At 34.3% G+C, this 23,132-nt stretch carries 19 protein-coding genes; 13 read left to right on the top strand and 6 right to left on the bottom strand.

The window, feature by feature from the left end:
• The first annotated feature begins 275 nt into the window (after positions 1–275).
• The 7 genes from GVV10_RS08890 (at position 276) to GVV10_RS08860 (ending at position 12,032) form a co-directional block, all read left to right on the top strand.
• Positions 276–3,374, top strand: coding sequence for an ABC transporter ATP-binding protein/permease (locus GVV10_RS08890; RefSeq protein WP_159521829.1), 3,099 nt, complete (start codon positions 276–278; stop codon positions 3,372–3,374).
• Between the two features lie 13 nt (positions 3,375–3,387).
• Positions 3,388–3,837, top strand: a complete 450-nt coding sequence (locus tag GVV10_RS08885; protein ID WP_159521827.1) for a GNAT family N-acetyltransferase — start codon at positions 3,388–3,390, stop codon at positions 3,835–3,837.
• Positions 3,838–3,853: 16 nt separating this feature from the next.
• Positions 3,854–4,246, top strand: a complete 393-nt coding sequence (locus tag GVV10_RS08880) for a RidA family protein (protein ID WP_159521825.1) — start codon at positions 3,854–3,856, stop codon at positions 4,244–4,246.
• 290 nt (positions 4,247–4,536) lie between these two features.
• Complete coding sequence (locus GVV10_RS08875) at positions 4,537–10,230, top strand: isopeptide-forming domain-containing fimbrial protein (protein ID WP_159521822.1); 5,694 nt, start codon at positions 4,537–4,539, stop codon at positions 10,228–10,230.
• 101 nt (positions 10,231–10,331) lie between these two features.
• Positions 10,332–11,186, top strand: coding sequence for a formylglycine-generating enzyme family protein (locus GVV10_RS08870; RefSeq protein ID WP_159521820.1), 855 nt, complete (start codon positions 10,332–10,334; stop codon positions 11,184–11,186).
• Positions 11,187–11,524: 338 nt separating this feature from the next.
• Positions 11,525–11,773, top strand: coding sequence for a hypothetical protein (locus GVV10_RS08865; protein WP_159521809.1), 249 nt, complete (start codon positions 11,525–11,527; stop codon positions 11,771–11,773).
• 16 nt (positions 11,774–11,789) lie between these two features.
• Positions 11,790–12,032, top strand: a complete 243-nt coding sequence (locus GVV10_RS08860) for a hypothetical protein (RefSeq protein ID WP_159521807.1) — start codon at positions 11,790–11,792, stop codon at positions 12,030–12,032.
• Positions 12,033–12,070: 38 nt separating this feature from the next.
• Here GVV10_RS08860 and GVV10_RS08855 read toward each other — a convergent pair whose 3' ends face one another.
• Positions 12,071–12,829, bottom strand: coding sequence for an IclR family transcriptional regulator (locus tag GVV10_RS08855; RefSeq protein WP_159521805.1), 759 nt, complete (start codon positions 12,827–12,829; stop codon positions 12,071–12,073).
• A gap of 213 nt (positions 12,830–13,042) precedes the next feature.
• Here GVV10_RS08855 and GVV10_RS08850 point away from each other — a divergent pair, with 213 nt between their 5' ends.
• The 6 genes from GVV10_RS08850 (at position 13,043) to GVV10_RS08825 (ending at position 19,751) form a co-directional block, all read left to right on the top strand.
• Positions 13,043–14,104, top strand: a complete 1,062-nt coding sequence (locus GVV10_RS08850) for a PTS transporter subunit IIC (RefSeq protein ID WP_159521803.1) — start codon at positions 13,043–13,045, stop codon at positions 14,102–14,104.
• A gap of 10 nt (positions 14,105–14,114) precedes the next feature.
• Complete coding sequence (locus tag GVV10_RS08845) at positions 14,115–15,110, top strand: D-2-hydroxyacid dehydrogenase (RefSeq protein ID WP_159521801.1); 996 nt, start codon at positions 14,115–14,117, stop codon at positions 15,108–15,110.
• 188 nt (positions 15,111–15,298) lie between these two features.
• Positions 15,299–17,353, top strand: a complete 2,055-nt coding sequence (locus GVV10_RS08840) for a BglG family transcription antiterminator (RefSeq protein ID WP_159521799.1) — start codon at positions 15,299–15,301, stop codon at positions 17,351–17,353.
• Positions 17,346–17,627: a PTS sugar transporter subunit IIB gene (locus tag GVV10_RS08835; RefSeq protein ID WP_159521797.1), complete on the top strand. Its 282-nt coding sequence runs from the start codon at positions 17,346–17,348 to the stop codon at positions 17,625–17,627. Before GVV10_RS08840 ends, GVV10_RS08835 begins: the two co-directional genes overlap by 8 nt.
• Positions 17,628–17,650: 23 nt before the next feature.
• A complete protein-coding gene (locus GVV10_RS08830; RefSeq protein WP_159521795.1) occupies positions 17,651–19,027 on the top strand; it encodes a PTS ascorbate transporter subunit IIC in 1,377 nt (458 codons plus the stop codon).
• A gap of 22 nt (positions 19,028–19,049) precedes the next feature.
• Positions 19,050–19,751: a transaldolase gene (locus tag GVV10_RS08825; RefSeq protein WP_159521793.1), complete on the top strand. Its 702-nt coding sequence runs from the start codon at positions 19,050–19,052 to the stop codon at positions 19,749–19,751.
• 16 nt (positions 19,752–19,767) lie between these two features.
• Here the strand turns inward: GVV10_RS08825 and GVV10_RS08820 are convergent, their stop codons facing one another.
• The 5 genes from GVV10_RS08820 to GVV10_RS08800 form a co-directional block, all read right to left on the bottom strand.
• Complete coding sequence (locus tag GVV10_RS08820; protein ID WP_159521791.1) at positions 19,768–20,217, bottom strand: YaiI/YqxD family protein; 450 nt, start codon at positions 20,215–20,217, stop codon at positions 19,768–19,770.
• 54 nt (positions 20,218–20,271) lie between these two features.
• Positions 20,272–21,228 carry a choloylglycine hydrolase family protein gene (locus tag GVV10_RS08815; protein ID WP_159521789.1) on the bottom strand — a complete coding sequence of 319 codons (957 nt, stop codon included), beginning with the start codon at positions 21,226–21,228 and terminating at the stop codon, positions 20,272–20,274.
• A gap of 66 nt (positions 21,229–21,294) precedes the next feature.
• Positions 21,295–21,804: a DUF308 domain-containing protein gene (locus GVV10_RS08810; protein ID WP_159521787.1), complete on the bottom strand. Its 510-nt coding sequence runs from the start codon at positions 21,802–21,804 to the stop codon at positions 21,295–21,297.
• Positions 21,785–22,126, bottom strand: coding sequence for a DUF898 family protein (locus GVV10_RS08805; protein WP_159521785.1), 342 nt, complete (start codon positions 22,124–22,126; stop codon positions 21,785–21,787). The genes GVV10_RS08810 and GVV10_RS08805 overlap by 20 nt, the downstream gene beginning before the upstream one ends.
• A gap of 124 nt (positions 22,127–22,250) precedes the next feature.
• A complete protein-coding gene (locus GVV10_RS08800; protein ID WP_159521783.1) occupies positions 22,251–22,994 on the bottom strand; it encodes a LytR/AlgR family response regulator transcription factor in 744 nt (247 codons plus the stop codon).
• Positions 22,995–23,132: the final 138 nt, after the last annotated feature.

Raw genomic sequence — 23,132 nt, 5'->3', positions numbered from 1 at the left:
AGATATTCATGAAGATTGGCAATCGAGTTCAAGACAGTATATTAGTTTTACTGAATCAACAAAAAAGTGGATTGGTTAGATCCACTTGCTGACATAATGAATTTTACACAAGATTATGGACTTGACTTTTAGAGTTTTCACATAAGTTTCAATACCAAATACCTAACTTTTATGACAATGAGTGGTATCAAAAATATAAGTACTGTATAATTACATTAGTTCACTGATACAGTGAGTGTGAATTTAACTCAATTGAGTAGAAAAAAGGTGATGAGATGTTGGAATTAAAAGGAATCGTAAAATCCTATCGAACAAAAGATTTTGTTCAAAATGCATTAAATGGTGTGTCCATCAGTTTTAGAGATAATGAATTTGCTTCAATATTAGGAGCCTCAGGATCTGGGAAAACAACCATGTTAAATATTATAGGTGGCCTTGATCAATATGATGAAGGTGATTTAATTATCGAAGGTGTGTCGACTAAACAGTATAAATCATCAAATTGGGATGCCTATCGTAATAATCGTGTTGGTTTTGTTTTTCAAAGTTATAATCTAATTCCACATCAATCTGTTTTAGCAAATGTCGAGCTTGCTTTAACGCTAAGTGGTGTTTCAAGTAAGGAAAGAAAACAAAGAGCGCTTAAGGCTTTGGATGAAGTTGGTTTAGGGGATCATGTAACTAAACTCCCAAGTCAACTATCAGGTGGACAAATGCAAAGGGTGGCAATTGCTCGAGCATTAATCAATGATCCTGAGATTGTTTTGGCCGATGAACCAACAGGAGCATTGGATAGTAAAACATCAGACCAAGTTATGAAGCTGCTTGAGGAAATTGCGAAAGATCGCCTAGTTATCATGGTTACTCATAATCCTGAATTAGCCTATCAATATACCAATCGGATTATAGAGTTAAAGGATGGCGAAGTCATTAATGATTCAAATCCATACAAAGTCAGTAATCAAGATATAGGTCAACAAGATATCAAACAAAAAGCTAAGACTAAAATGTCTCCACTAACAGCTTTGGGTCTATCCATCAGTAATTTAAAAACAAAAAAAATACGAACATTTATAACTGCTGTTGCTGGATCAATCGGGATTACTGGTATTGCACTGATTTTGGCGCTTGCAAGTGGAATAAACATGTATGTTAAGAATATAGAACAAGAGACCATGAGTGCTTATCCACTATCTGTCGACTCATCTGGGATTGATATTACGAGTTTTATGGGTGGTGAGGGAATCCAAGATACCCAATCAAGCACTGAAGCTAAAGATGATGAACTTGTTGTTCTTAACACTGTAGATAGCTTGTTTACACATCAAAATAAAAACGACTTAAAGAGTTTTAAAGAGTATATTGACGCCAATCCCAAGCTCATTGAACCCTACGTCAAAAGTATTCAATATAAGTATGGCATTTCTCCGATGTTATTTCTTGAAAACGAAAACCCACGCTATCGTCAAGTCAATCCCGATAAGATTTATGACGATTTTGGACTCACAAACATGGGCGGCATGGATATGATTGCTGGAGTGGGTGATATGGGAAGCAGTGCATTCAGAGAACTGCCTGGAGATGCTTCTTTGTTTGAGGAACAATATGACTTAATTACAGGGCATTGGCCTAGTGATAAATCTGAAGCAATTGTCGTCTTGATGGGGAATGAAAAATTAACCGATACCATGCTATATAGTATGGGGCTCAAAGACAGAAAACATTTGGCGGATATGTTAGAAAGTGTAAAAAATGATAAGGAAATTGAAACAGAAACATCCGAGACTCTTGTGAAGTTTGACAAACTTTTAGATGTTAAGTTCAAAGTTGTGAATCCCGCTGAAATGTATAAATATGATGATAATTATAAGATGTGGGTTAATCAAAGTGATGACGTAAAATTTATGGATAAAGCCATCAAAGAAGGTACAAATCTAAACGTTGTTGGGGTTGTGAAAGTAGCTGATGGAACAAAAACACCAATGTTAAGTCCTGGAATTTACTATACGAGTGATTTGAGCAAGGATTTAATTCAAAAAGCAAAAAACTATGACATTGTCCAGGAACAGATAAAAAAACCAGATATCAATGTATTTACAGGAAAAAAATTCGAAGATATGAGTAATCTAGGCGGAGATAATGCCTTAAATATTGAAGAATTAATTACAATCGATGAATCCATGATTCAACAAGCTTTTCAATTTGATGATTCAAGATTCAATATCGACTTTAGTTCGTTATCAATTAATACGAATAATCTAAAAATTCCACCTTTGGAATTAGAAGGATTAGCATCCACTATTTCTTCACAAGTAAACTTACCGATTGAAGACGTTCAACAAGTTTTAATTAATATATTACAAGAATTTGTGAAAAGTCAAACTGAACAAGGGGTAAACTCACTTGAAGAATGGCTAACTAATTTTACACTTTACATTCAAAGTGAAGCAGTCCAAGAAAAACTAATTAAAGACCTCAGTAAAATTAACGATGATTCTAAGGTCATTGAACAATTAACAACATCGATTCAAAATTACTTTGCAGTCTATATGGAAACAACCATGTCTACTATTTTTGAACAAGTTCAAAATGATCTCGCTCAAAACATTCAAACGATGCTCAGCGATATTCCAAGCCAACTTCAAAATAGTATTAAAATAAACCCAGCAATGTTTGCTCAAGCCTTTCAATTTAACATGGATGAGGATGCATTTATTAATCTTATCCAAAGCATGGGGATGCAGGGTCAAGCAAGTCAAGGCTCTAATCTTAGAAAATTGGGTTATCGTGATTTAGAGGAACCAAGTCAAATTAATCTCTATCCGAAAGATTTCACAACAAAAGAAGATGTCGTAGAGTTTATTGATACTTACAATGAATCAATGGAAAATCAAAACCATGAAGATAAAGTTGTTAAATACACCGATTTTGTAGGAGCAATTATGTCTTCTGTTACGACAATTATTAATACCATTTCATATGCTCTCATTGCATTTGTTGGTATATCACTCATTGTTTCTTCGATAATGATCGGTGTTATCACTTACGTCTCCGTTTTAGAGAGAATCAAAGAAATCGGGATACTTAGAGCTATTGGAGCAAGTAAAAAAGATATTCGACGAGTTTTTAATGCAGAAACACTCATCGTTGGCTTTATCGCAGGTGCATTTGGAATCGGGGTTACCTATCTTGTCAGTACATTCGCAAGTATTATTGTCTATGAGGTATTTGGTATCCCTAATATTGCTCACTTAGAAGTTCAAGCGGCAGTTGTATTGATTTTAATTAGTATGTTTTTAGCATTTATCTCTGGATTAATCCCAGCGTCAACCGCAGCTAAGAAAGATCCTGTTGAAGCGTTAAGAAGTGAATAAGAAGGGGGCAATCATGTATAAAATTGAAAAAATTAAGCCTAAAAATGAAAATATCGAAGAAGCAGCTTTGTGGTTTTCTAAAAAGTGGTCAGTACCTAAGGAAGCCTACCACGAGAGTATGACCCAAGATCAAGTACATAATTTTGTTCCAAGTTGGTACATTGTTCGAAATGATCAACATAAAATAATTGCCGGTGTTGGGGTAATTGAGAACGATTTTCATGACCATGTTCATCTCAGTCCGAATGTATGTGCTCTTTATGTAGAGGAAGACTATCGTGGTAAACAGATTGCTAGAAAAATGTTAAGTCAAGTTGAAAAAGACTCATTAAAAGCAGGTTATCAGACAATCTATCTCGTAACAGATCATCGTCACTTCTATGAAAAACTAGGTTGGGACTATCGTGGCTTAGCAAAAGAAGACGATGGTAATTCTATAAGATTGTATCAAAAGGACCTGTAAAAAAGAAAGAGGCGTTATGCTGAAGAAAATTATTAGAAAACATCCGCAACAGTATTATAGTCCGGTTGGGAATTACACCCATATTACGAAAATACCCGCTGAATTGGATACTTATCAATTTTCAGGACAAATTGGAATAGCAAGTGATGGAACGATTCCATCAGACTTTAACGATGAAGTTGCTCAATTATTCATAAATATTAAAACGTTACTAAAGAGTGAAGGAATCGAAGCGGAAAATATTACAAAAGTAAATATTTGGTCCGTTGAACCCATTGATTGGGATTTCTTTGATCAGCTTTGGGATGATTATTTTAAAGAAGATTATCCTTCAATGACAATAGCCTATGTTCAAGCTTTAGGTTTGCCAGAAATTAAAATTGAAATAGATATTTCAGCGGCAAAATGACAATAACTAAATAATGAATCCAACTCAATACGAAAGTGTTGAGTTTTTTTAATTGCAAAATCATTATCAATTATTATAAACAAATGCTAAAAATTGACAGTCCATATGAATCATATTAGTTTCATAAAATTGAGAATTATATTATTATTCGAATATACATTTTAATATATGTATTAGAAGAAAATGATATATTTTATTCAAAACACATACTTACAATCCTCATTCTTGGAGGGTTTATGGATTTTAGTATGGATCAAAATATTATATATTGAGTTAGAAGGAGAATGAAGATGAAGAACATGAAAAAGAGTTTTTTAAGTGCGCTTATTGCCTTCGCTTTGGTTACGACAACACTAATTGTCAATCCAATAAAAGCACAAGGAGAAAATAAGATAGAACTCAATAATACAGGTATAATTGATAATATTACATTTCATGAAGCAATTGAAAATGAAGATGGAACTCTAATTGCAGGAAATGAAAAGTATGATTATCGTCATGGAAATCAATTTATTATTAAAGTTGATTTTTCTGAAAAATCAGGGTATAAACTTACCGATAACCATAAGATTACGCTTGAGGTTCCACAAGACTTAGACCCTTTTGCCTTAACAGGGGGAGGCGCAATTCAACTTAAGCAAAATGGCATTCATTACGCAACAGTTGAAACAAGTGCCAATAGACGAAACATAATCATTACATTTACAAATAATATTAATAACGCGGTTGATTATACAGGAAGTTTTAATTTTACTGTTAAAGCGTCCTATGTTAGCCAAATTGATGGGAAAGAACTTCCAAATATCGACTATGTTAATGAATTTAAACATAATATGGGAACAGAAGATAGTAATTTATTAAAAGATTATTCAATTGCCTATATGAAAACTTTAGGTAGTAGTCCTTTTTTCTATAAACCTGGAGGTACCATTTGGACAGATGATCCTGATCACGTTGTTTGGTGGTTGCATGTAAACCGTAATCAAGATCCTTTCCCAAGTGATCTCAAGATTGTGGATACGATACACAGTGGTCAAAAATTTGAGGTGCTTGATCCTGCATTACCCGTTAGTTTGGAAAATTTAGATCCGGATTACTTTTTCATTACTAAAGCTGAACCAGATATGTCAGATGTGAATTTGACTCCTCAAGAATTTGTAACGAATGGTCATGGAACTCTTGTTTTTAACAACGACAATGAATTTGAATTAACTGTTCTTAAAGAGGGATCATTACCAAATTATGAATACACAATTCGTTATCATACAAAGATTACCCCAGAAGGAAAGTATCAACCTAAATTTTATAATGATGCGATGGGGTTCTACAAAGATTATGATGGAAGTGATGTTGTAAGAGAACAGCTCAATAAAGAAGCCAAAAACATTTCTTCAGGTGGTATCATTGCGCCTGATAAAGGTGTTTTACGAGTGATGAAACTCGCCGTTAACGGGGATGATTCTCACCCTTTAGGTGATGTTACTTTTAAAATATTTAACGAGGATGGGAGCAAAGTCGATTACTTAACAAATGATGAGTTTGTCACCAAAGCAGACGGTACGGTTGATATGTTGGCATTGCAAGATGGCAAGTATTACATAACAGAACTTTCCGCACCAGGATTTGTAACCTTTGATCCAACAGAAAAATATCCGTTTGAATTGAAAGAAAATAGTCAGACAGGGGTTTTGTTGGTTATTTCAAATAATATTGCGAAAAAAGATGTAAATGTTGAGAAAATATGGAATGATTCACTCAGCACACATCCTGACATTACAATTGACCTTCTAGCAGATGGAATGATTGTGGATTCAGTTACATTAACAGATGGTGTTACAAATCATACTTTCTCAAATCTACCAACCCACAAGGTGGATGGTACAAAGATTAACTATACTGTAAAAGAGCATAACGTTGCTGGATATACATCAGTCGTTGATGCAAATGGAGATTATAACTTCACCATCAATAATTATATGAACGGAAAACTTGAAGCATTAAAAGAAGTCAGTGCTGAAAAAGTTAAACCTGGTGAAGAATTTACGTATACTATTACCGTAAAAAACACCGTTGAAGGCTCTGCAAAACTTGAAAATATTAAAGTAGAAGACACATTACCAGAAGGCATCAACTTTACTGATGGTAAAATATTGGTTGATGGTGTTGAATCAAGTGCAACAGTTACAGATAATAAATTTGAACTAATCTTAGCATCCGTTGAATACGGTTCAGACATTAAAGTGTCATTCAAAGTTAAAGCTGATGAAGGAATTCATGGTGAGCGCGTGAATATCGCGACAGTGACTAACCCAGAAGATCCAGAAAACCCTGAGGAACCAGATGTTCCAGTGGTTGTTGTTCCTGATGGGAACTTAGAAGCCTTGAAAGAAGTCAGTGCCGATAAAGTTAAACCAGGCGAAGAATTTTCCTATACCATTACTGTGAAAAATACCGTTGAAGGTTCGGATGCATTAAAAAATATTAAAGTAGAAGATACATTACCAGAAGGCATCAACTTTACTGATAGTAAAATATTGGTTGATGGTGTTGAATCAAGTGCAACAGTGACAGATAATAAATTTGAATTAATCTTAGCGTCCGTTGAATACGGTTCAGACATTAAAGTGTCATTCAAAGTTAAAGCCGATGAAGGAACCCATGGAGAACGTATTAATATCGCAACAATTACAAACCCAGAAGATCCTGAGAACCCTGAAGAACCAGAAGTTCCAGTGGTGATTACGCCTAACGGAGTTATTGAAGCGATTAAAGAAGTTAGTTCCCCAATTGTTAAACCCAATGAAACATTTATGTATACAATTATTGTTAAAAATATTACTGAAGGGTCAGAAAGTATCAAAAATGTTAACATTAAAGATACATTGCCAAATGGTATTGAATTTACCGATGGTAAAATATATATCAATGGTGTATTGAGCAATTTTGAAGTGAGTAACAAGAGCATTGATTTAGATATTGATGAAGTCGTTTATGGTCAAGATGTAAAAATTTCATTCAATGTTAAAGCTACAGAAAATAAGCACTCTATTAAAATAAATAAGGCGTTAGTGACTAACCCAGAAGATCCAGAAAATCCTATTGAACCAGAAGTTCCAGTGGTTGTTGTTCCTGATGGAAACTTAGAAGCCTTGAAAGAAGTCAGTGCTGATAAAGTAAAACCAGGTGAAGAATTTACCTATACGATTACTGTGAAAAATACCGTTGAAGGATCTGACGCTTTAAAAAATATTAAAGTTGAAGATACATTACCAGAAGGCATTAACTTTACCGATGGTAAGATATTGGTTGATGGTGTTGAATCAAATGCCACCGTGACAGGTAATAAATTTGAATTGATTCTTTCAGAAGTAAGCTATGGCACAGCCATTAAAGTGTCATTCAAAGTTAAAGCAGATGAAGGAATTCATGGTGAGCGCGTGAATATCGCGACAGTGACTAACCCAGAAGATCCAGAAAACCCTGAGGAACCAGAAGTTCCAGTAGTAGTTGTTCCTGATGGAAACTTAGAAGCCTTGAAAGAAGTTAGCGCTGATAAAGTAAAACCAGGTGAAGAATTTACCTATACGATTACTGTGAAAAATACCGCTGAGGGATCTGATGCTTTAAAAAATATTAAAGTCGAAGATACATTACCAGAAGGCATCAATTTTACTGATGGTAAAATATTGGTTGATGGTGTTGAATCAAGTGCAACCGTTACAGATAATAAATTTGAATTAATCTTAGCATCTGTTGAATACGGCACAGACATTAAAGTATCATTCAAAGTTAAAGCAGATGAAGGAATTCATGGTGAGCGTATCAATATCGCGACAGTGACTAACCCTGAAGATCCTGAAAATCCTGAGGAACCTGAAATTCCAGTAGTAGTTGTTCCAGATGGCAAGTTTTCTGCATTGAAAGAAGTCAGCGCTAATAAAGTAAAACCAGGTGAGGAATTTACCTATACGATTACTGTCAAAAATACCGTTGAAGGCTCGGATGCATTAAAAAATATTAAAGTAGAAGATACATTACCAGCAGGCATTAACTTTACTGATGGTAAGATATTGGTTGATGGTGTTGAATCCAATGCCACAGTGACAGATAATAAATTTGAATTGATTCTTTCAGAAGTGAGCTATGGTTCAGACATTAAAGTGTCATTCAAAGTTAAAGCAGATGAAGGAATTCATGGTGAGCGCGTGAATATCGCGACAGTGACTAACCCAGAAGATCCAGAAAATCCTGAAGAACCAGAAATTCCAGTAGTTGTTGTTCCGGATGGAAACTTAGAAGCATTGAAAGAAGTTAGTGATGATAAAGTTAAACCAGGTGAAGAATTTACCTATACGATTACTGTCAAAAATACAGTTGAGGGATCTGATGCTTTAAAAAATATTAAAGTAGAAGATACATTACCAGAAGGCATCAACTTTACCGATGGTAAGGTACTTGTCAATGGTGTCGAATCAAATGCTACCGTTACAGATAATAAATTTGAATTGATTCTTTCAGAAGTGAGCTATGGCTCAGATATTAAAGTGTCATTCAAAGTTAAAGCTGATGAAGGAATTCATGGTGAACGCTTGAATATCGCGACAGTGACTAACCCAGAAGATCCAGAAAACCCTGAAGAACCAGAAGTTCCAGTGGTAGTAGTTCCTGATGGAAACTTAGAAGCACTGAAAGAAGTTAGTGCTGATAAAGTAAAACCAGGTGAAGAATTTACGTATACTATTACTGTGAAAAATACCGTTGAAGGATCTGACGCTTTAAAAAATATTAAAGTTGAAGATACATTACCAGAAGGCATCAATTTTATTGATGGCAAGATATTGGTTGATGGTGTCGAATCAAATGCAACCGTGACAGGTAATAAATTTGAATTGATTCTTTCAAAAGTGAGCTATGGCTCAGACATTAAAGTATCATTCAAAGTTAAAGCTGATGAAAAAATTCATGGTGAACGCTTGAATATCGCGACAGTGACTAACCCAGAAGATCCAGAAAACCCTGAAGAACCAGAAATTCCAGTGGTTGTTGTTCCGGATGGAAACTTAGAAGCACTGAAAGAAGTTAGTGCTGATAAAGTTAAACCTGGTGAAGAATTTACGTATACTATTACTGTGAAAAATACCGTTGAAGGATCTGACGCTTTAAAAAATATTAAAGTAGAAGATACATTACCAGAAGGCATCAATTTTATTGATGGTAAGATATTGGTTGATGGTGTCGAATCAAACGCAACCGTTACAGGTAATAAATTTGAATTGATTCTTTCAGAAGTGAGCTATGGTTCAGACATTAAAGTGTCATTCAAAGTTAAAGCAGATGAAGGAATTCATGGTGAGCGCGTGAATATCGCGACAGTGACAAACCCAGAAGATCCAGAAAACCCTGAGGAACCAGAAGTTCCAGTGGTAGTTGTTCCTGATGGGAACTTAGAAGCCTTGAAAGAAGTCAGTGCTGATAAAGTTAAACCAGGTGAAGAATTTACCTATACGATTACTGTGAAAAATACCGTTGAAGGTTCGGATGCATTAAAAAATATTAAAGTAGAAGATACATTACCAGAAGGCATCAACTTTACTGATGGTAAGATACTTGTCAATGGTGTCGAATCAAACGCCACAGTGACAGATAATAAATTTGAATTAATCTTAGCGTCTGTTGAATACGGCACAGACATTAAAGTGTCATTCAAAGTTAAAGCTGATGAAGGAATTCATGGTGAGCGCGTGAATATCGCGACAGTGACTAACCCAGAAGATCCAGAGAATCCTATTGAACCAGAAGTTCCGGTTGAAATTGTACCTGATAAGCCAATAGAACCTGTGGATCCTAAAGAACCTGTAGTTGAACCACAATTACCCAATACAGGTATGTCAAATATGCCGATACTATTTGCGCTTTTAACGACATTATCTGGTGCAGCGATGATTGTTTTAAATGAAATAAACAGAAAAAAAGAACAATATTAAAACCTAAAAGAACTTAGCTTATTCAATATAAGCTAAGTTTTTTTATAAATCGTTCGATCGAATAGTGTGGTAGAATATTAGTAAAAGAAAGAGGAATTTATATGATAAAAATACCGGCGGGTACCTATAAAATTGGGACGAATGATGGGATTGGATTCAGTGAGGATAAAGAAGGACCTCAAATAGAAGTGTATATCCATGAATTTGAAATTTCATCCACTACAGTAACGAATCGTCAATTTGATGAATTTGTAAAAGAGACAAAGTATATTACTGATGCTGAAAAATTTGGCTGGTCTTTCGTTTTTCATTTGTTATTAAGTGAAAAAGAAAAAGAAAAACAGATTAAGCATCAAGGTTTACAATGGTGGTATGGTGTGGAAGGCTGTTCATGGAAACACCCCTTTGGAGCTGATAGTTCTATTGATGAACTCATGGATCATCCGGTTGTTCATGTGAGTAGAAATGATGCTCTTGCTTATTGTGCTTGGACAGGATTAAGACTTCCTAGTGAAGCAGAGTGGGAAGTTGCAGCTAAAGGAAAGACTGATAATACAAAATTTTATTGGGAAATAGATGACTTAGTTCCAAATGGAAAGTATGTTTGTAATACATTTCAAGGAGATTTTCCTAGAGAAAATGATTGCTTAGATGGCTATTTAGGAACTGCACCTGTCAAAACATATGAGCCAAATCAATATGGTTTGTATCAAATGATTGGCAATGTATGGGAGTGGTGTTCTAATCCAAGAGGAGTACCTTTAGATTATTTTAAAAATAATACAGGACGTGATATCTTTAAAGAACACAATCGATTCAATGATGAACACTATGCAATCAAAGGTGGTTCATTTTTATGTCATGATTCTTATTGTAATCGTTATCGAATTTCAGCAAGGACTGGAAATACAGGTGCCTCTTCAAGCAGTAATTTAGGCTTTAGATGTGTAAAATAAAGATACAGTACAGAGTGAGTCTCATAAGCTTATTCTGTTTTTTTTTATGCATTTTTCAGTAAGTTTTACGAAAATAAATAATAAATAACGCCTTAAAAAAGATACATGAGTTCATTGATTCACAAGTGGGGCGATGTTACGATCATGGAAAGAAAGCAAATAAGGGATGTAAAGCAAAAAATAGGACATTCGCTTCGTGGAACTTACTTAAACATGTGGCAGTTGATTCTTTGTTTTTTTGTTTGTGAATCACAATTGCTTGTCTTTTGTGAAGGAGGTCGTAAAGGAGGGGTACTATTCAATTACCAATTAATTACAGAATCTTAGATTCTGAGGAAATGACATATGTTGATGGCGGTCTTGCAGTCGGTACGGCTGTCGCCATTCTAACAGCTTGGGGAACAAGCTCTTGGGCAGCATACTATCATGCTGGAGTTTATACTCATAATCAAGGTTGGGCTAGACGTGGTAAAGCCAAACTGGGATTTAGAGCAGCTGCTGTTGTTCTATGGGGTATCTTTGGTCAAGCTCACTTTGATGTGAGATTTGACAATGGTTGGATGGCTGCTAAACGAAATTTAGCATAATTATGAAAGGAAAAATATGAAAAAAACACAACTGCTCACAATATTATTTGGATTTTATCCATTAACACTGGTAAGATTACCGATGTCACGAATGAAAATTAGAAGTCAATTAGTGCTGGTATTTTCTTTAGCTTTAATTGTACTGTCTGGACTCTTCTATATTAATGCATTGAATTTAATTACAGGAGTATTGACACTTGCTTTTATTTTCGTTCCTTATATTATCGGGTTTCACATTGTTGATGAACATCTCATTTAATAAGAAATGGACTCTAACTTAACGGTTAGAGTCCATTTTTATTCAGATTCAAATGTAAATAGAGAGTCTTGGATTTTTGCTGCACATTCATGAAGTGCGTCTAACAACACATTAATTCCTTTATATTCAAGTCGACTATTTGGGCCTGAGATACTAATTGCATAGATTATATTTTCATTTTGGTCAAAAATTGGGACAGCATAACATGAAAGGCCATACTCGTATTCTTCTATATCACTCGCAACATTATTTTTGATAATGTTTTTTTGTATAGATTTAAATTCTTCAAACGTTGAAATTGTATGAATCGTTCGTTTCGGAAGATCAGAATAATATTTTTTTAGATCGTCGTCGTTCCATTGAGCGAGGAATAATTTCCCCATACCCGAACAATACAGATCACCCACCGGTCTTAAAGAAGCTGAGAGTTGGTAAAAATCTCCGTGTACCCGACTTAAAATGACTAAATCTTCTTTATACTGCATTCCAAGGTTGACAGTTTCACCGGTTTTCTCCACGACCTCTTTGATAAAGGGCTCAGCGATGGTTGTAATGTGTTCATTAATATTCATTCCTTTTGAATATTTGAGAATATGATAATCAAGCGTATAATGGCTATTCTCATTTTGTTTAACGACCTGAACGGCTTCGAGTGATTTCATAATTCTAAAAACAGTAGTTTTTGGTAGATCCAATTGTTTGGAAATTGCTGTAATGCCAATTTCTGTTTTCTGGTTGATTAAATCTAAAATAGCAAAAGCATCAACTATATTTGTGATTACGGGATTCTTCTTCATCCGATTATTACCTCCAAATTTAAAAACATTATATAAAATATTAATATTTTCACATAGTTTTATTATACACCATTAAATTGATAACGTATATTAATAAAAAGATAAAACAATGAGGTTTATTCATTGCAACGAATAAAGACTCTTGTTATTCTAAAGTGGAACGTGTTCCGAAGTGGTCGGAAGATGAAGGTTTTTGATTATAAGGAGGAAAATATGAGTCAAAATTCTAAGGAGAAATACAGTGTGTCACAATTTGTGATGAAGGTAATTAATGGGGCTACCAGTGGAATTATTGTTGCTGTTATACCCAATGCAATTTTTGGACAGATTTTTACAAATCTAATTCCAGTATGGTCTGGATTTGAACAGTTGAATCATTTAGTGCAAATTATTCAATTATTGATGCCTGTTTTAGTTGGTATTGGTGTTGCTAAACAGTTTGAATTAAATTTAATCCAAATGCTATCTGTTGGTGCTGCTGCATTTTTGGGAAGCGGCAATGTGGTTTCGATTGAAGGTGTTTGGAATATAGTAGGGATTGGTGATACAGTCAATGCTATGTTGGTTTCAGGTATTGCAGTTTGGATTGCATTATTAATCGAAGATAAAGTGAAAGCTTTTGCAACAATTGCTTATCCAAGTATTGTAGCCTTTGGTGCTGGTGCAATTGGTATTCTTACATTACCTTATGTTTCATCACTCACACGAATGATTGGGAACATTGTTGCTTCAGCAACAGCGTTACAACCAATTTTAATGAGTATTGTTATTGCAGTTATTTTTGCAATTCTCATCCTTACACCGATATCCGTAGTTGCTATTGCTATTGCGATATCATTAAGTGGGATTGGATCTGGAGCTGCGAACCTTGGCTTAGTTGCGGTTGTTGTATTTATGGCTTATGGTTCACATAAAGCGAAAAATGAATTGGGTATCACCGTATCAATTGTCTTAGGTGGAGTCAAAACTATGATGCCTAACTTCTTCAGTAATTTAAAAATTGCAATACCAGTTGCGATTGTTGCTGGAATCATGGGAGCTTTAGCACCTATTCTTAACATACAAGGTACACCCGCATCTGCTGGATTTGGATTTGCTGGTTTAGTTGGACCCCTTGTCGCCTATGGTTATATGACAAACAGTCCAATTATAAATATTGTTATTTTAGTGTTTGTTTATTTCATTATTCCAATTGCACTATGCATGTTTGTTTACAACGTGAGTGTCAAAGGATTAAAAATTATTAAAGATTCAGATTTTGAAGCAAAATTATAAAGGAGAAACTATGACAAAAATATTATGTTTTAATGCAAATGAAGAACGAATTCCATTTATTGAAGAGTGGGCAGCTACTCATAAAATTAAGGTTGATTATGTCAGTGAATTTTTGACTTTAGAAACTGTGCATATGTTAGAAGGATATGATGGTGTTACCGTTGCTCATGTTGGAGACTTTGATTCCAATTTATATCCGATACTAAAAGAAATGGGAATTAAGCAAGTTGCTCAACGAACTGCAGGGTATGAAATTTTTGATCTTGAAGAAGCAAGTAAGAACGACATTATTATTACGAATGTACCGTCATATTCACCAGAATCAATTGCTGAGTATTCATTAATGTTAGGACTTCAATTAGTACGTAAGTCACATCAACTTGATAAAAAAGTAGCAGTAAGAGATTTTAGTTGGACACAAGATATTAGGGCAAGAGTCATTAAAGATATGACTGTAGCGGTTATTGGTGTTGGTCATATTGGATTATTAGTCGCTAAATTATATAAAGCTTTTGGAGCAAATGTTATCGGTTATGACCCATACCCTAAAGCAGGACTTGAAGATATCATTACATTTTGTGACAGCGTTGAAGATGCAGTAAAGCAAGCGGATTTAGTGTCATTGCATATGCCTGCTTTCAAAGATAATTACCATTTATTTAATGATGAGATGTTTAAATTAATGAAAAATGATGCGTATTTGGTTAACTGTGCAAGAGGAACTTTAGTTGATACATCCTCTCTTCTAAACGCATTAGATGCTAAAGAAATCGCAGGTGCTGCGTTGGATGTTTATGAAAATGAAGCGCCTTATGTGCCAGGAAATCATGAGGGTAAAGAAATTGAAGACTCATTGTTTAAAGAGTTATTAGAGCATCCTAAGGTAACGTTTTACCATCATTGCGCATATTATACAGATGTTTCAGTGCGTAACATGACCCAATTTGCATTGGATGCAACCCTTGAAATACTACAAACTAATGATACGAACTATCGCGTGAATTAATCCTCTTAAGAAACTGTCCCCCAGACAGTTTCTTTTTTTTTGAATATAATCTTGATATCTTTTTTATGATATTTTTTTTATACTAAATGTAGGTGAGTACAAGTAAAATCAATCACAAGAATAACTTGGACTCTATCGTTCATAGAAATGTAAGGGCTTAATATATACTTAATGTAGGAGGTAAACAAGTGGTAAGTGGATTCACAATCGAATTATTAAATATTTTGTTTAGTAATAGTGACTTGATGTTAATGGATCTAATCAAGTTGATGGATACAAGTGAAGAGCAGCTGATGAGTACGATTCATGAAATTAATCAAGCACTAGATATGCGTAAGATTCCATTAATACGAATTGACAAGGATACAGTGAGCCTTGATTCAAAAACTAGGCAGTCCGAAGAAGAAATCTTTAAATTATTTTTTCCTTCTTTAGTTGTTCCAAGTGAACTAAGGCAGGATGTAATATATTTATACATGGTCCTTGATGTAAATTATCGATCGGTGAATCATTTTCAAGATTTATTAGGTGTGAGTAGAAATACAGCACTTAAAGAGTTAAGGATTTATGAAGAGTATTGTCGTAATAATCGATTAAATTTTTCGTATAATCGTCAAAATGGCTATCAGATGAATGGCTTTGAAACGTTAGTTCGAAATGGAATTGAACAATCACTGAATAGAATCCTAATTGGGAACAATAGTCGGATCTATCTAAAACATATTTTTAAAATAGCTGAGATTAAGGTTAATATAAGTCGAACTTATGACTTAATCACAAACTTAGCCAAGAATTATGACTTAAACTTTGTTTTAGAAAGAGTTGAGCAATTAGTCTACTTGCTAATATTTATTCAACATAAAAACAAATTGGATTTATATGATTTGTATTATGATAAGCAAACCGTTGAATACTTTGAATCATTTATACTTTACGATTTCTCAGAAAGTGTGTGCACTGCTTTAAGCATTACTAAACCTGAAGACAAGTTATATTTTACGATTCGGTTTGCGACAACTATCCAAGGGAGTCAATACTTTATTAAAGATGAAAGTTTAATTGACTTAACCGAGGAAATTATTAACCGTGTCGATGCACTGGCAGTTGGGGTATTAGGATCAAAAAATGATCATGACCTACACCAAAATCTGTATGAACACCTTGTTCCTGCTTACTATCGTTTAAAGTATGATATTCCAATTACGAATCCTTATACTGATAAAATAAAGTTCGAGTACGAAGAATTGTATCATTTAGTTGATAAAGCATTAGAACCTTTATCCTTACGATTGAATAAAGTCATTCCAGATGATGAAATTGCCTATTTTACAATTCATTTTGGTGGACAGTTACGAAACAAAACAGATAAGCAAAAACAAAAGTATCGAGCAATTACTGTTTGTCCACATGGTGTAAGTTCTTCATTGTTATTAAACTTACAACTTGAAAAATTATTTCCAAGTATCGAATTTAAGGGTGTATTTAGTGCTGTTGATGTGAAAAACATTGCAGCTGATGATTATGATTTGATTTTTTCTACAGTGTATTTTGAAACCTCAAAACCATTATTTGTCACAACTCCAATTATGAATTGGGTTGAACAGGACGTGCTGAGAAATCAGGTGAAAGCTAAGTTTCGTTTGGTTGATAGTCATCATGAACTGTCATTAAACAACATTATTAATACTGTGAAGAAGTATGCCACAATACACGATGAAAAAGCATTGGTAAGAGATTTAAATCGATTAATGTATCAAAATCAAAGATTGGAGGGATTGGATTTGAAAGATTTATTAAGAAAAGAGTTTATTCAAATAACTGATGAAGTATTAACGTGGAAAGAAGCGATTCGATTTGCAGCTGAGCCGTTATTAGATCATCAGTACATTGAAGAAAAATATATTGATGCAATGATTCTAAAGGTTGAAGAATTAGGGCCATACATTGTATTGGCACCTAGAGTTGCGGTCCCTCATGCAAGGCCAGAGGATGGCGCAAAAAAACTTGGAATTAGTTTACTAAAACTAAATAATGCCGTTGATTTTGATTTTCAAGGGGATGAGAAAAAGGAAGTCAGTTTAATTTTTGTTTTAAGTACCATTGATAGCTCAAGTCATTTAAAAGCATTGCAACAACTTGCGAATTTACTTGATGATGATGAAAATATTGATGACATGATTATGATGAATAATATTGATGATTTATATGGGTTAATCGAAGAGAGAGGTGATTTAGATGATTAGAGTTGTCACAGTTTGTGGTAATGGAATTGGAAGTAGCTTAATGTTAAAAATGAAGCTTGAAGAAATTGCTAAAGAAAACGGTATTGAGATTCAAGCAGAGTCAATTGATTCAAATGCTGCAGTTGGAAAAGATGCAGATTTATTTGTAACTGTTAAGGAATTTGAAAGTATTTTTAAACCAAATCAGAAAGTAGCAATTACTCGTTCTTACATGAATAAGAAAAAAATTACAGAAGATGTCTTGCCAATCTTAAAAGAGATGTCAGGACAATAAATCCATTATAAGGAGGAAACAATATGGAAGGGTTATTAAGTTTTATTAGTGATATATTACAGCAACCAGCATTCTTAATGGGCTTGGTGGCGATGGTTGGTTTAATCGCAATGCGTGCTCCTTGGCATAAAGTATTAACAGGGACACTGGGACCAATTCTTGGTTATTTAATGTTGTCAGCAGGTGCTGATGTGATTGTTTCAAATTTAGATCCATTGTCTCAAATGTTAGAGCATGGGTTTAATATTACTGGGGTTGTCCCAAATAATGAGGCAGTAACCTCTGTTGCTCAAGCATTATTAGGTGTTGAAACGATGAGTATCTTAGTTGCAGGTTTAGTATTCAATATTGCAATTGCTCGTTTTACTCGTTATAAATATGTCTTTTTAACAGGTCATCATAGTTTCTTTATGGCTTGCTTGCTCTCAGCTGTTTTAGGAGCTCTTGGTTTTGAAGGAACTCCGCTCATCTTGATTGGTGGCTTCTTCTTAGGGGCTTGGTCTGCAATCTCACCGGCAATTGGTCAACGTTATACACTTAAAGTATCTGATGGTGATGATGTTGCAATGGGACATTTTAGTAGTTTAGGTTACTATGTATCAGCATGGATTGGAAATATAGTAGGTAAAGATTCGAAAAGTACAGAAGATATTAAAGTACCAGAATCACTTGGATTTATTAGAAACACAACGATTTCTACTGCATTAACAATGATTGTTATTTATTTAATTGCTGCAGTTGCTGCAGGGCCAACATTCATTGAAGCTGAATTATCAGCAGGTGTAAATCCTTATGTATTCGCAATTTTAAGTGGTCTAAAATTTGCAGTTGGTGTTGCAGTTGTTTATGCTGGGGTACGTATGATCTTGGCAGACTTAATTCCAGCATTCCAAGGAATTGCAGGTAAAATCATTCCGAATGCAGTTCCTGCGGTCGACTGTGCAGTTTTCTTCCCATATGCACCAACAGCTGTAATTATTGGCTTTATTTCTAGTTTTATTGGAGGAATTATCGGTATGCTTGTTTTAGGAGCAACTGGTGGTATCTTAATAATTCCAGGTCTTGTTCCACATTTCTTCTGTGGTGCGACCGCAGGAATTTATGGTAATGCAACAGGGGGGCGTAGAGGTGCTGTTATTGGTGCATTTGTGAATGGTTTACTCCTTGCATTCTTGCCAGCGTTATTGTTACCAGTCTTAGGAAATCTAGGGTTTGCGAATACAACATTTGGAGATGTTGACTTTGCCGTTATTGGTTTATTAATTGGTAAAATTGGTGAACTATTAGGAAACACAGGAATCTATGGATTAGTTGCTATTGTAGCAGTTGCATTAGTGTTACCAAGTTTCCTAAAACCTTCTCCTGAAGCTATTAACAATGTGTTTGATGATGAAGAATAATTAGAAAGAGTGGTTTTGAATTATGAATGTTAAAATATATGCAGATGGTGCTAATATCAACGATATGATTTCTTTATACGAACGTGGTGTCGCTGCAGGTTTTACAACGAACCCTAGCTTAATGAAACAAGCAGGAATTACAAATTATAATGAATTTGCGAAAGATGTTGTAAAAGCAATTCCAGATTTATCAGTTTCATTTGAAGTTTTTGCCGATGATTTTGAGACGATGAAGAAAGAAGCGTTGAAGATTGCTGAGTTTGGGGAAAATGTCATGGTTAAAATACCTGTTATGAATGCAGCAGGTGAATCATCAATTCCCTTAATTAAAGAGTTATCCTTATTAGGTATAAAATTGAATGTTACAGCAGTATTTACAGTTGAACAAGTTCAAGAAGTTGTGGATGCACTTCAACCAGGAATTGAAAACATTGTCTCTGTATTTGCAGGACGCATCGCAGATACAGGGGTTGATCCAGTTCCAATCATGAAAGAAAGTGCAAACATTTGTCACAAAAAAGAGGGTGTTTTACTTCTATGGGCAAGTTCAAGAGAACTATATAACATGATCCAAGCTGATGAAGTGGGTGCAGATATTATTACATGTACACCATCGATTATTGCTAAATTACCAATGTTAGGAAAAGAATTATTGCAATTGTCACAAGAAACAGTTCAAATGTTTAGTGATGATGTTAAAGATTTAGGATTTAAAATTTTATAATAGAAAAAGACAATGTCTAAATTGATGTGGACATTGTCTTTTTTGTGATTATTTTGAGGAGTTGGTCTTCAAAGTCGTGATCGTTTTGTAACGTCCTTTTCTTAGGGTTTGAATGTTTTATTTTTTGCTTTCGCAATTTAGCATTCATATGTCGTTGCGCTAGCAATGCATCAATATTATAGGCTGTGTAAACTAAGCCATTCTGATTCATAGCGATCGCATTTTTGGATAAAGCTAAGCCTGCAAGACCATAATCTTGGGTTATGAGTATATCATTGGGTTTGATAACATTGGCGATGTAATGATCGACACTATCAGGACCAATATCAACCGTGATAATGGTTGCATAATCATCGAAAAAATCATGAGCATAGTTTTTAACAAGTGTTACGGGTATTTGAAAATGATAAGCAAGATCAATGGTGATATTAACAACAGGACAACCGTCTGCATCAATGTATATCATAGTATCACATCCTTGATTTATTATACCATAAGAAAAGACATGGTTACCCATGTCTTAGTAGAGTATGATTTCATCCTCATCAATACGATCATAATCGAATGTACATTTCACAATTTCAAACGAATTATAAAGACGATAGTAGTATGCTAAATCGCTTAATGATAGGTATGAAGTGTATTGAGTGTAGTCCAAGGTTCCGCGCTGAGTTACAACACTTCCCTTAGGGATATCGACCGAATTAAGGACATGACTTGCAGCAATCACTAAATCGGTAGGATTGTCAGGAAGCTTGGTGCTTAGTTTACTATAAAGTGCACGGACGAAACGTGAAGGTGGTGTCAGATCACCAGGTAAACCAAATGTTCCAGATCCTTGTCCAAATGGTTTGAATTCTTGACCATAAATTGTTTTTGGACCATAGCTGCTTTGACTTAAATTAATATAGTTTCGAATATTTGTTAAATGCCACTCATAATCAGGGCTATTCGCTAAGATTCCTAAGTTATTCTCAAAGATTCGTAAGCCATCTGTTCGAGGTTCAATGATAATTGAACGGCCAGATTGATCGACAAAGACCCAATGAAGTGGTGGCGTTCTTTGAATAAAATCAACAAATAGATCAACAATTTGTACGTTTTTTTCGAGCTCAATAATATTTTCAATTGTTTCGCATGTTGCTAAAACATACATTAAAAACTCGATAGGACCGAGTTGAATTTTATTTTCATCAATATCATCTTGGCTAATATAATGTGCATAATCTTCAAAATAAAGTGTTGCACCTGAAAGACCTTTTTCATTGACGCCATCGGCCATAAAATGGGTGTTTAATTTCTTACTCAAACCTAAAATAGCGTAGTGATCAGCAAGTGGCTGTTCCATAAAATGAAAATTCATTGGATAATGACGAGGCATCATTGCCATCTCAGGCTCAAGTTCAAATGAGAAATCCATAGTTCGAGCTAATAAATGCTGGTTATTCTTTGTTTTTAAGGTAATACTTGTACACATTGTTATCATCCTTTCTTATGTGTAGAAAAAGTGACCATTGGTCACTTTTATTATACCATCCTCAAGCTACATCTCTTTAATTACTTTTGTTGCTCCAGTCCCTATAAAGGTAAATCCAACAAAAATAACAAGTGTCATTTCTGCTAAGAGAGGATTAAATAGGACATAGATTGAGGATGCAACGATGATTAAATCAATGACAATGTTGATTGTTCTATATGGTGATTTTTCACGGTGAAGTGAAAAGTTTAATTGCAACATTGAATCGATTATAATCCAGAATAGTAATAAATATGAAAGTAAGAGCATATTGTTGAGATGGTTTCCAAAGAGAAACATTAATCCCAGCAACATTAAAAGAATAGCCTCAATCATTCGCATTGTTGAATCTTGCTTATCACTGTTCTCTTTATTGAGAAATAAATAAGCAAAGCCAGTGATGAGAATAATAATTCCTGCAATTAGCGATAGCGCCTTAAGTGTTGTGGCAGGATTTGTAATCATAAGGATACCAAATGTAGTATAAGCAATCCCAATAAGAACGGAGGCTATTCGTTTAGTAATTGGTTTGTCCATCGAAAGACCCTCCAAACTGATCGATATAAACGGTATGGTTGACCTCCCATTCAGTGACTTTTAATTTTAAAATAAATGAGTAAAGTCCGAATGTAATAAGTGTTAGTAACCACCATAAGACCCAATGACCAAATAAGTCCAAGGCTTCTCCAGTGAAATCAAAATGTCTTCCATCAAGCAACGTGTGTTTTGCTCTCCAACGAAAACGTCTCACTAAGACCCAAGGCATTCCAAAGCCAAGTGTAATAATTAAAATTAATACATTAACAATTTCTAATGACAAGAAGGATCCAAGTGATCCATCAAAGTTTAGTTTTTTCATCTTTTTCTTCTACCTCCTTGTCATGACTATACAAAAGCATTTTTTTGTTGGGGTGAAAACTGTCATGAAAATCATATCCATGGTTATGAATGCGTAAAAAAAAGCAACTTTAGTTTATTTAAAGTTACTTATAGATTTCTTTAAGGTTATTACGAACAGATTGGAAAAACCGAGATTTGAGTTGATCTTTATAGGTGATTCCAATGGGTACTTCAGTATTGTTTTTAAGAACGACATGGTCTTTGTGGACAAACTTGACGTGGTAAATATTCACAATATAAGAACGATGGATTCTGACAAATTTATCCTCATCCAACGACGTTGAAATATTTGAAATGGTGTCATAAAATTCATGCTGATCGCCATCATCCAAGTGGATGCTGATCTTTCGTCCAATGGATTCAAAATGACTAATGTCATTCAATGGAACCATATAGGTCTCAGAATATAGTTTAAATTGAAAATAATCACCTAAACTTGAATCCGAAAACTTTGTCGCTTCCTCAAAAACAGTCACAAAGCGTTCATAAGGTAGTTCGTTTTTAATTAAATAATTGAAAGAACGTAAGTCAAATGCTTCAAATACATGATCTTTAGAAACCGTAGAAAAGATAATGACAGTCGAATCATAGCCCATCTCCCGCATTTTTTTAGCAGTTTCGATTCCGGTGATTCCATCCATATAGATGTCTATAATACAAATATGAATTTCTTTTTCAAAATCCGACAAACTAAATAATAACTTTTCTCCACTTTCATAATAATCAAGGTTAATGCTAATTTTCTTTTCAAATGCAAATTTTTCAATATAGTCTTTGTACAAATTAAGCCATTTAATATCGTCGTCACATAAAACAATATTATACATATTAACCCTCCCGATAAAGTCCATATAATTGTGTAAAAGTAAAAAAAGCCATAGAGGCTCTGTTATTATGTTAGTACCCAAACAAACATAAGGAGATCTCTATGACACAAATTAATTTTACTTTAGATTCACAACAGA

The sequence above is a fragment of the Erysipelothrix urinaevulpis genome (assembly GCF_009828835.1).
Lineage (GTDB): Bacteria > Bacillota_I > Bacilli_A > Erysipelotrichales > Erysipelotrichaceae > Erysipelothrix > Erysipelothrix urinaevulpis.
Note: the sequence above shows the minus strand (reverse complement) of the source record. Positions and strands in the feature narration are given on the sequence as shown.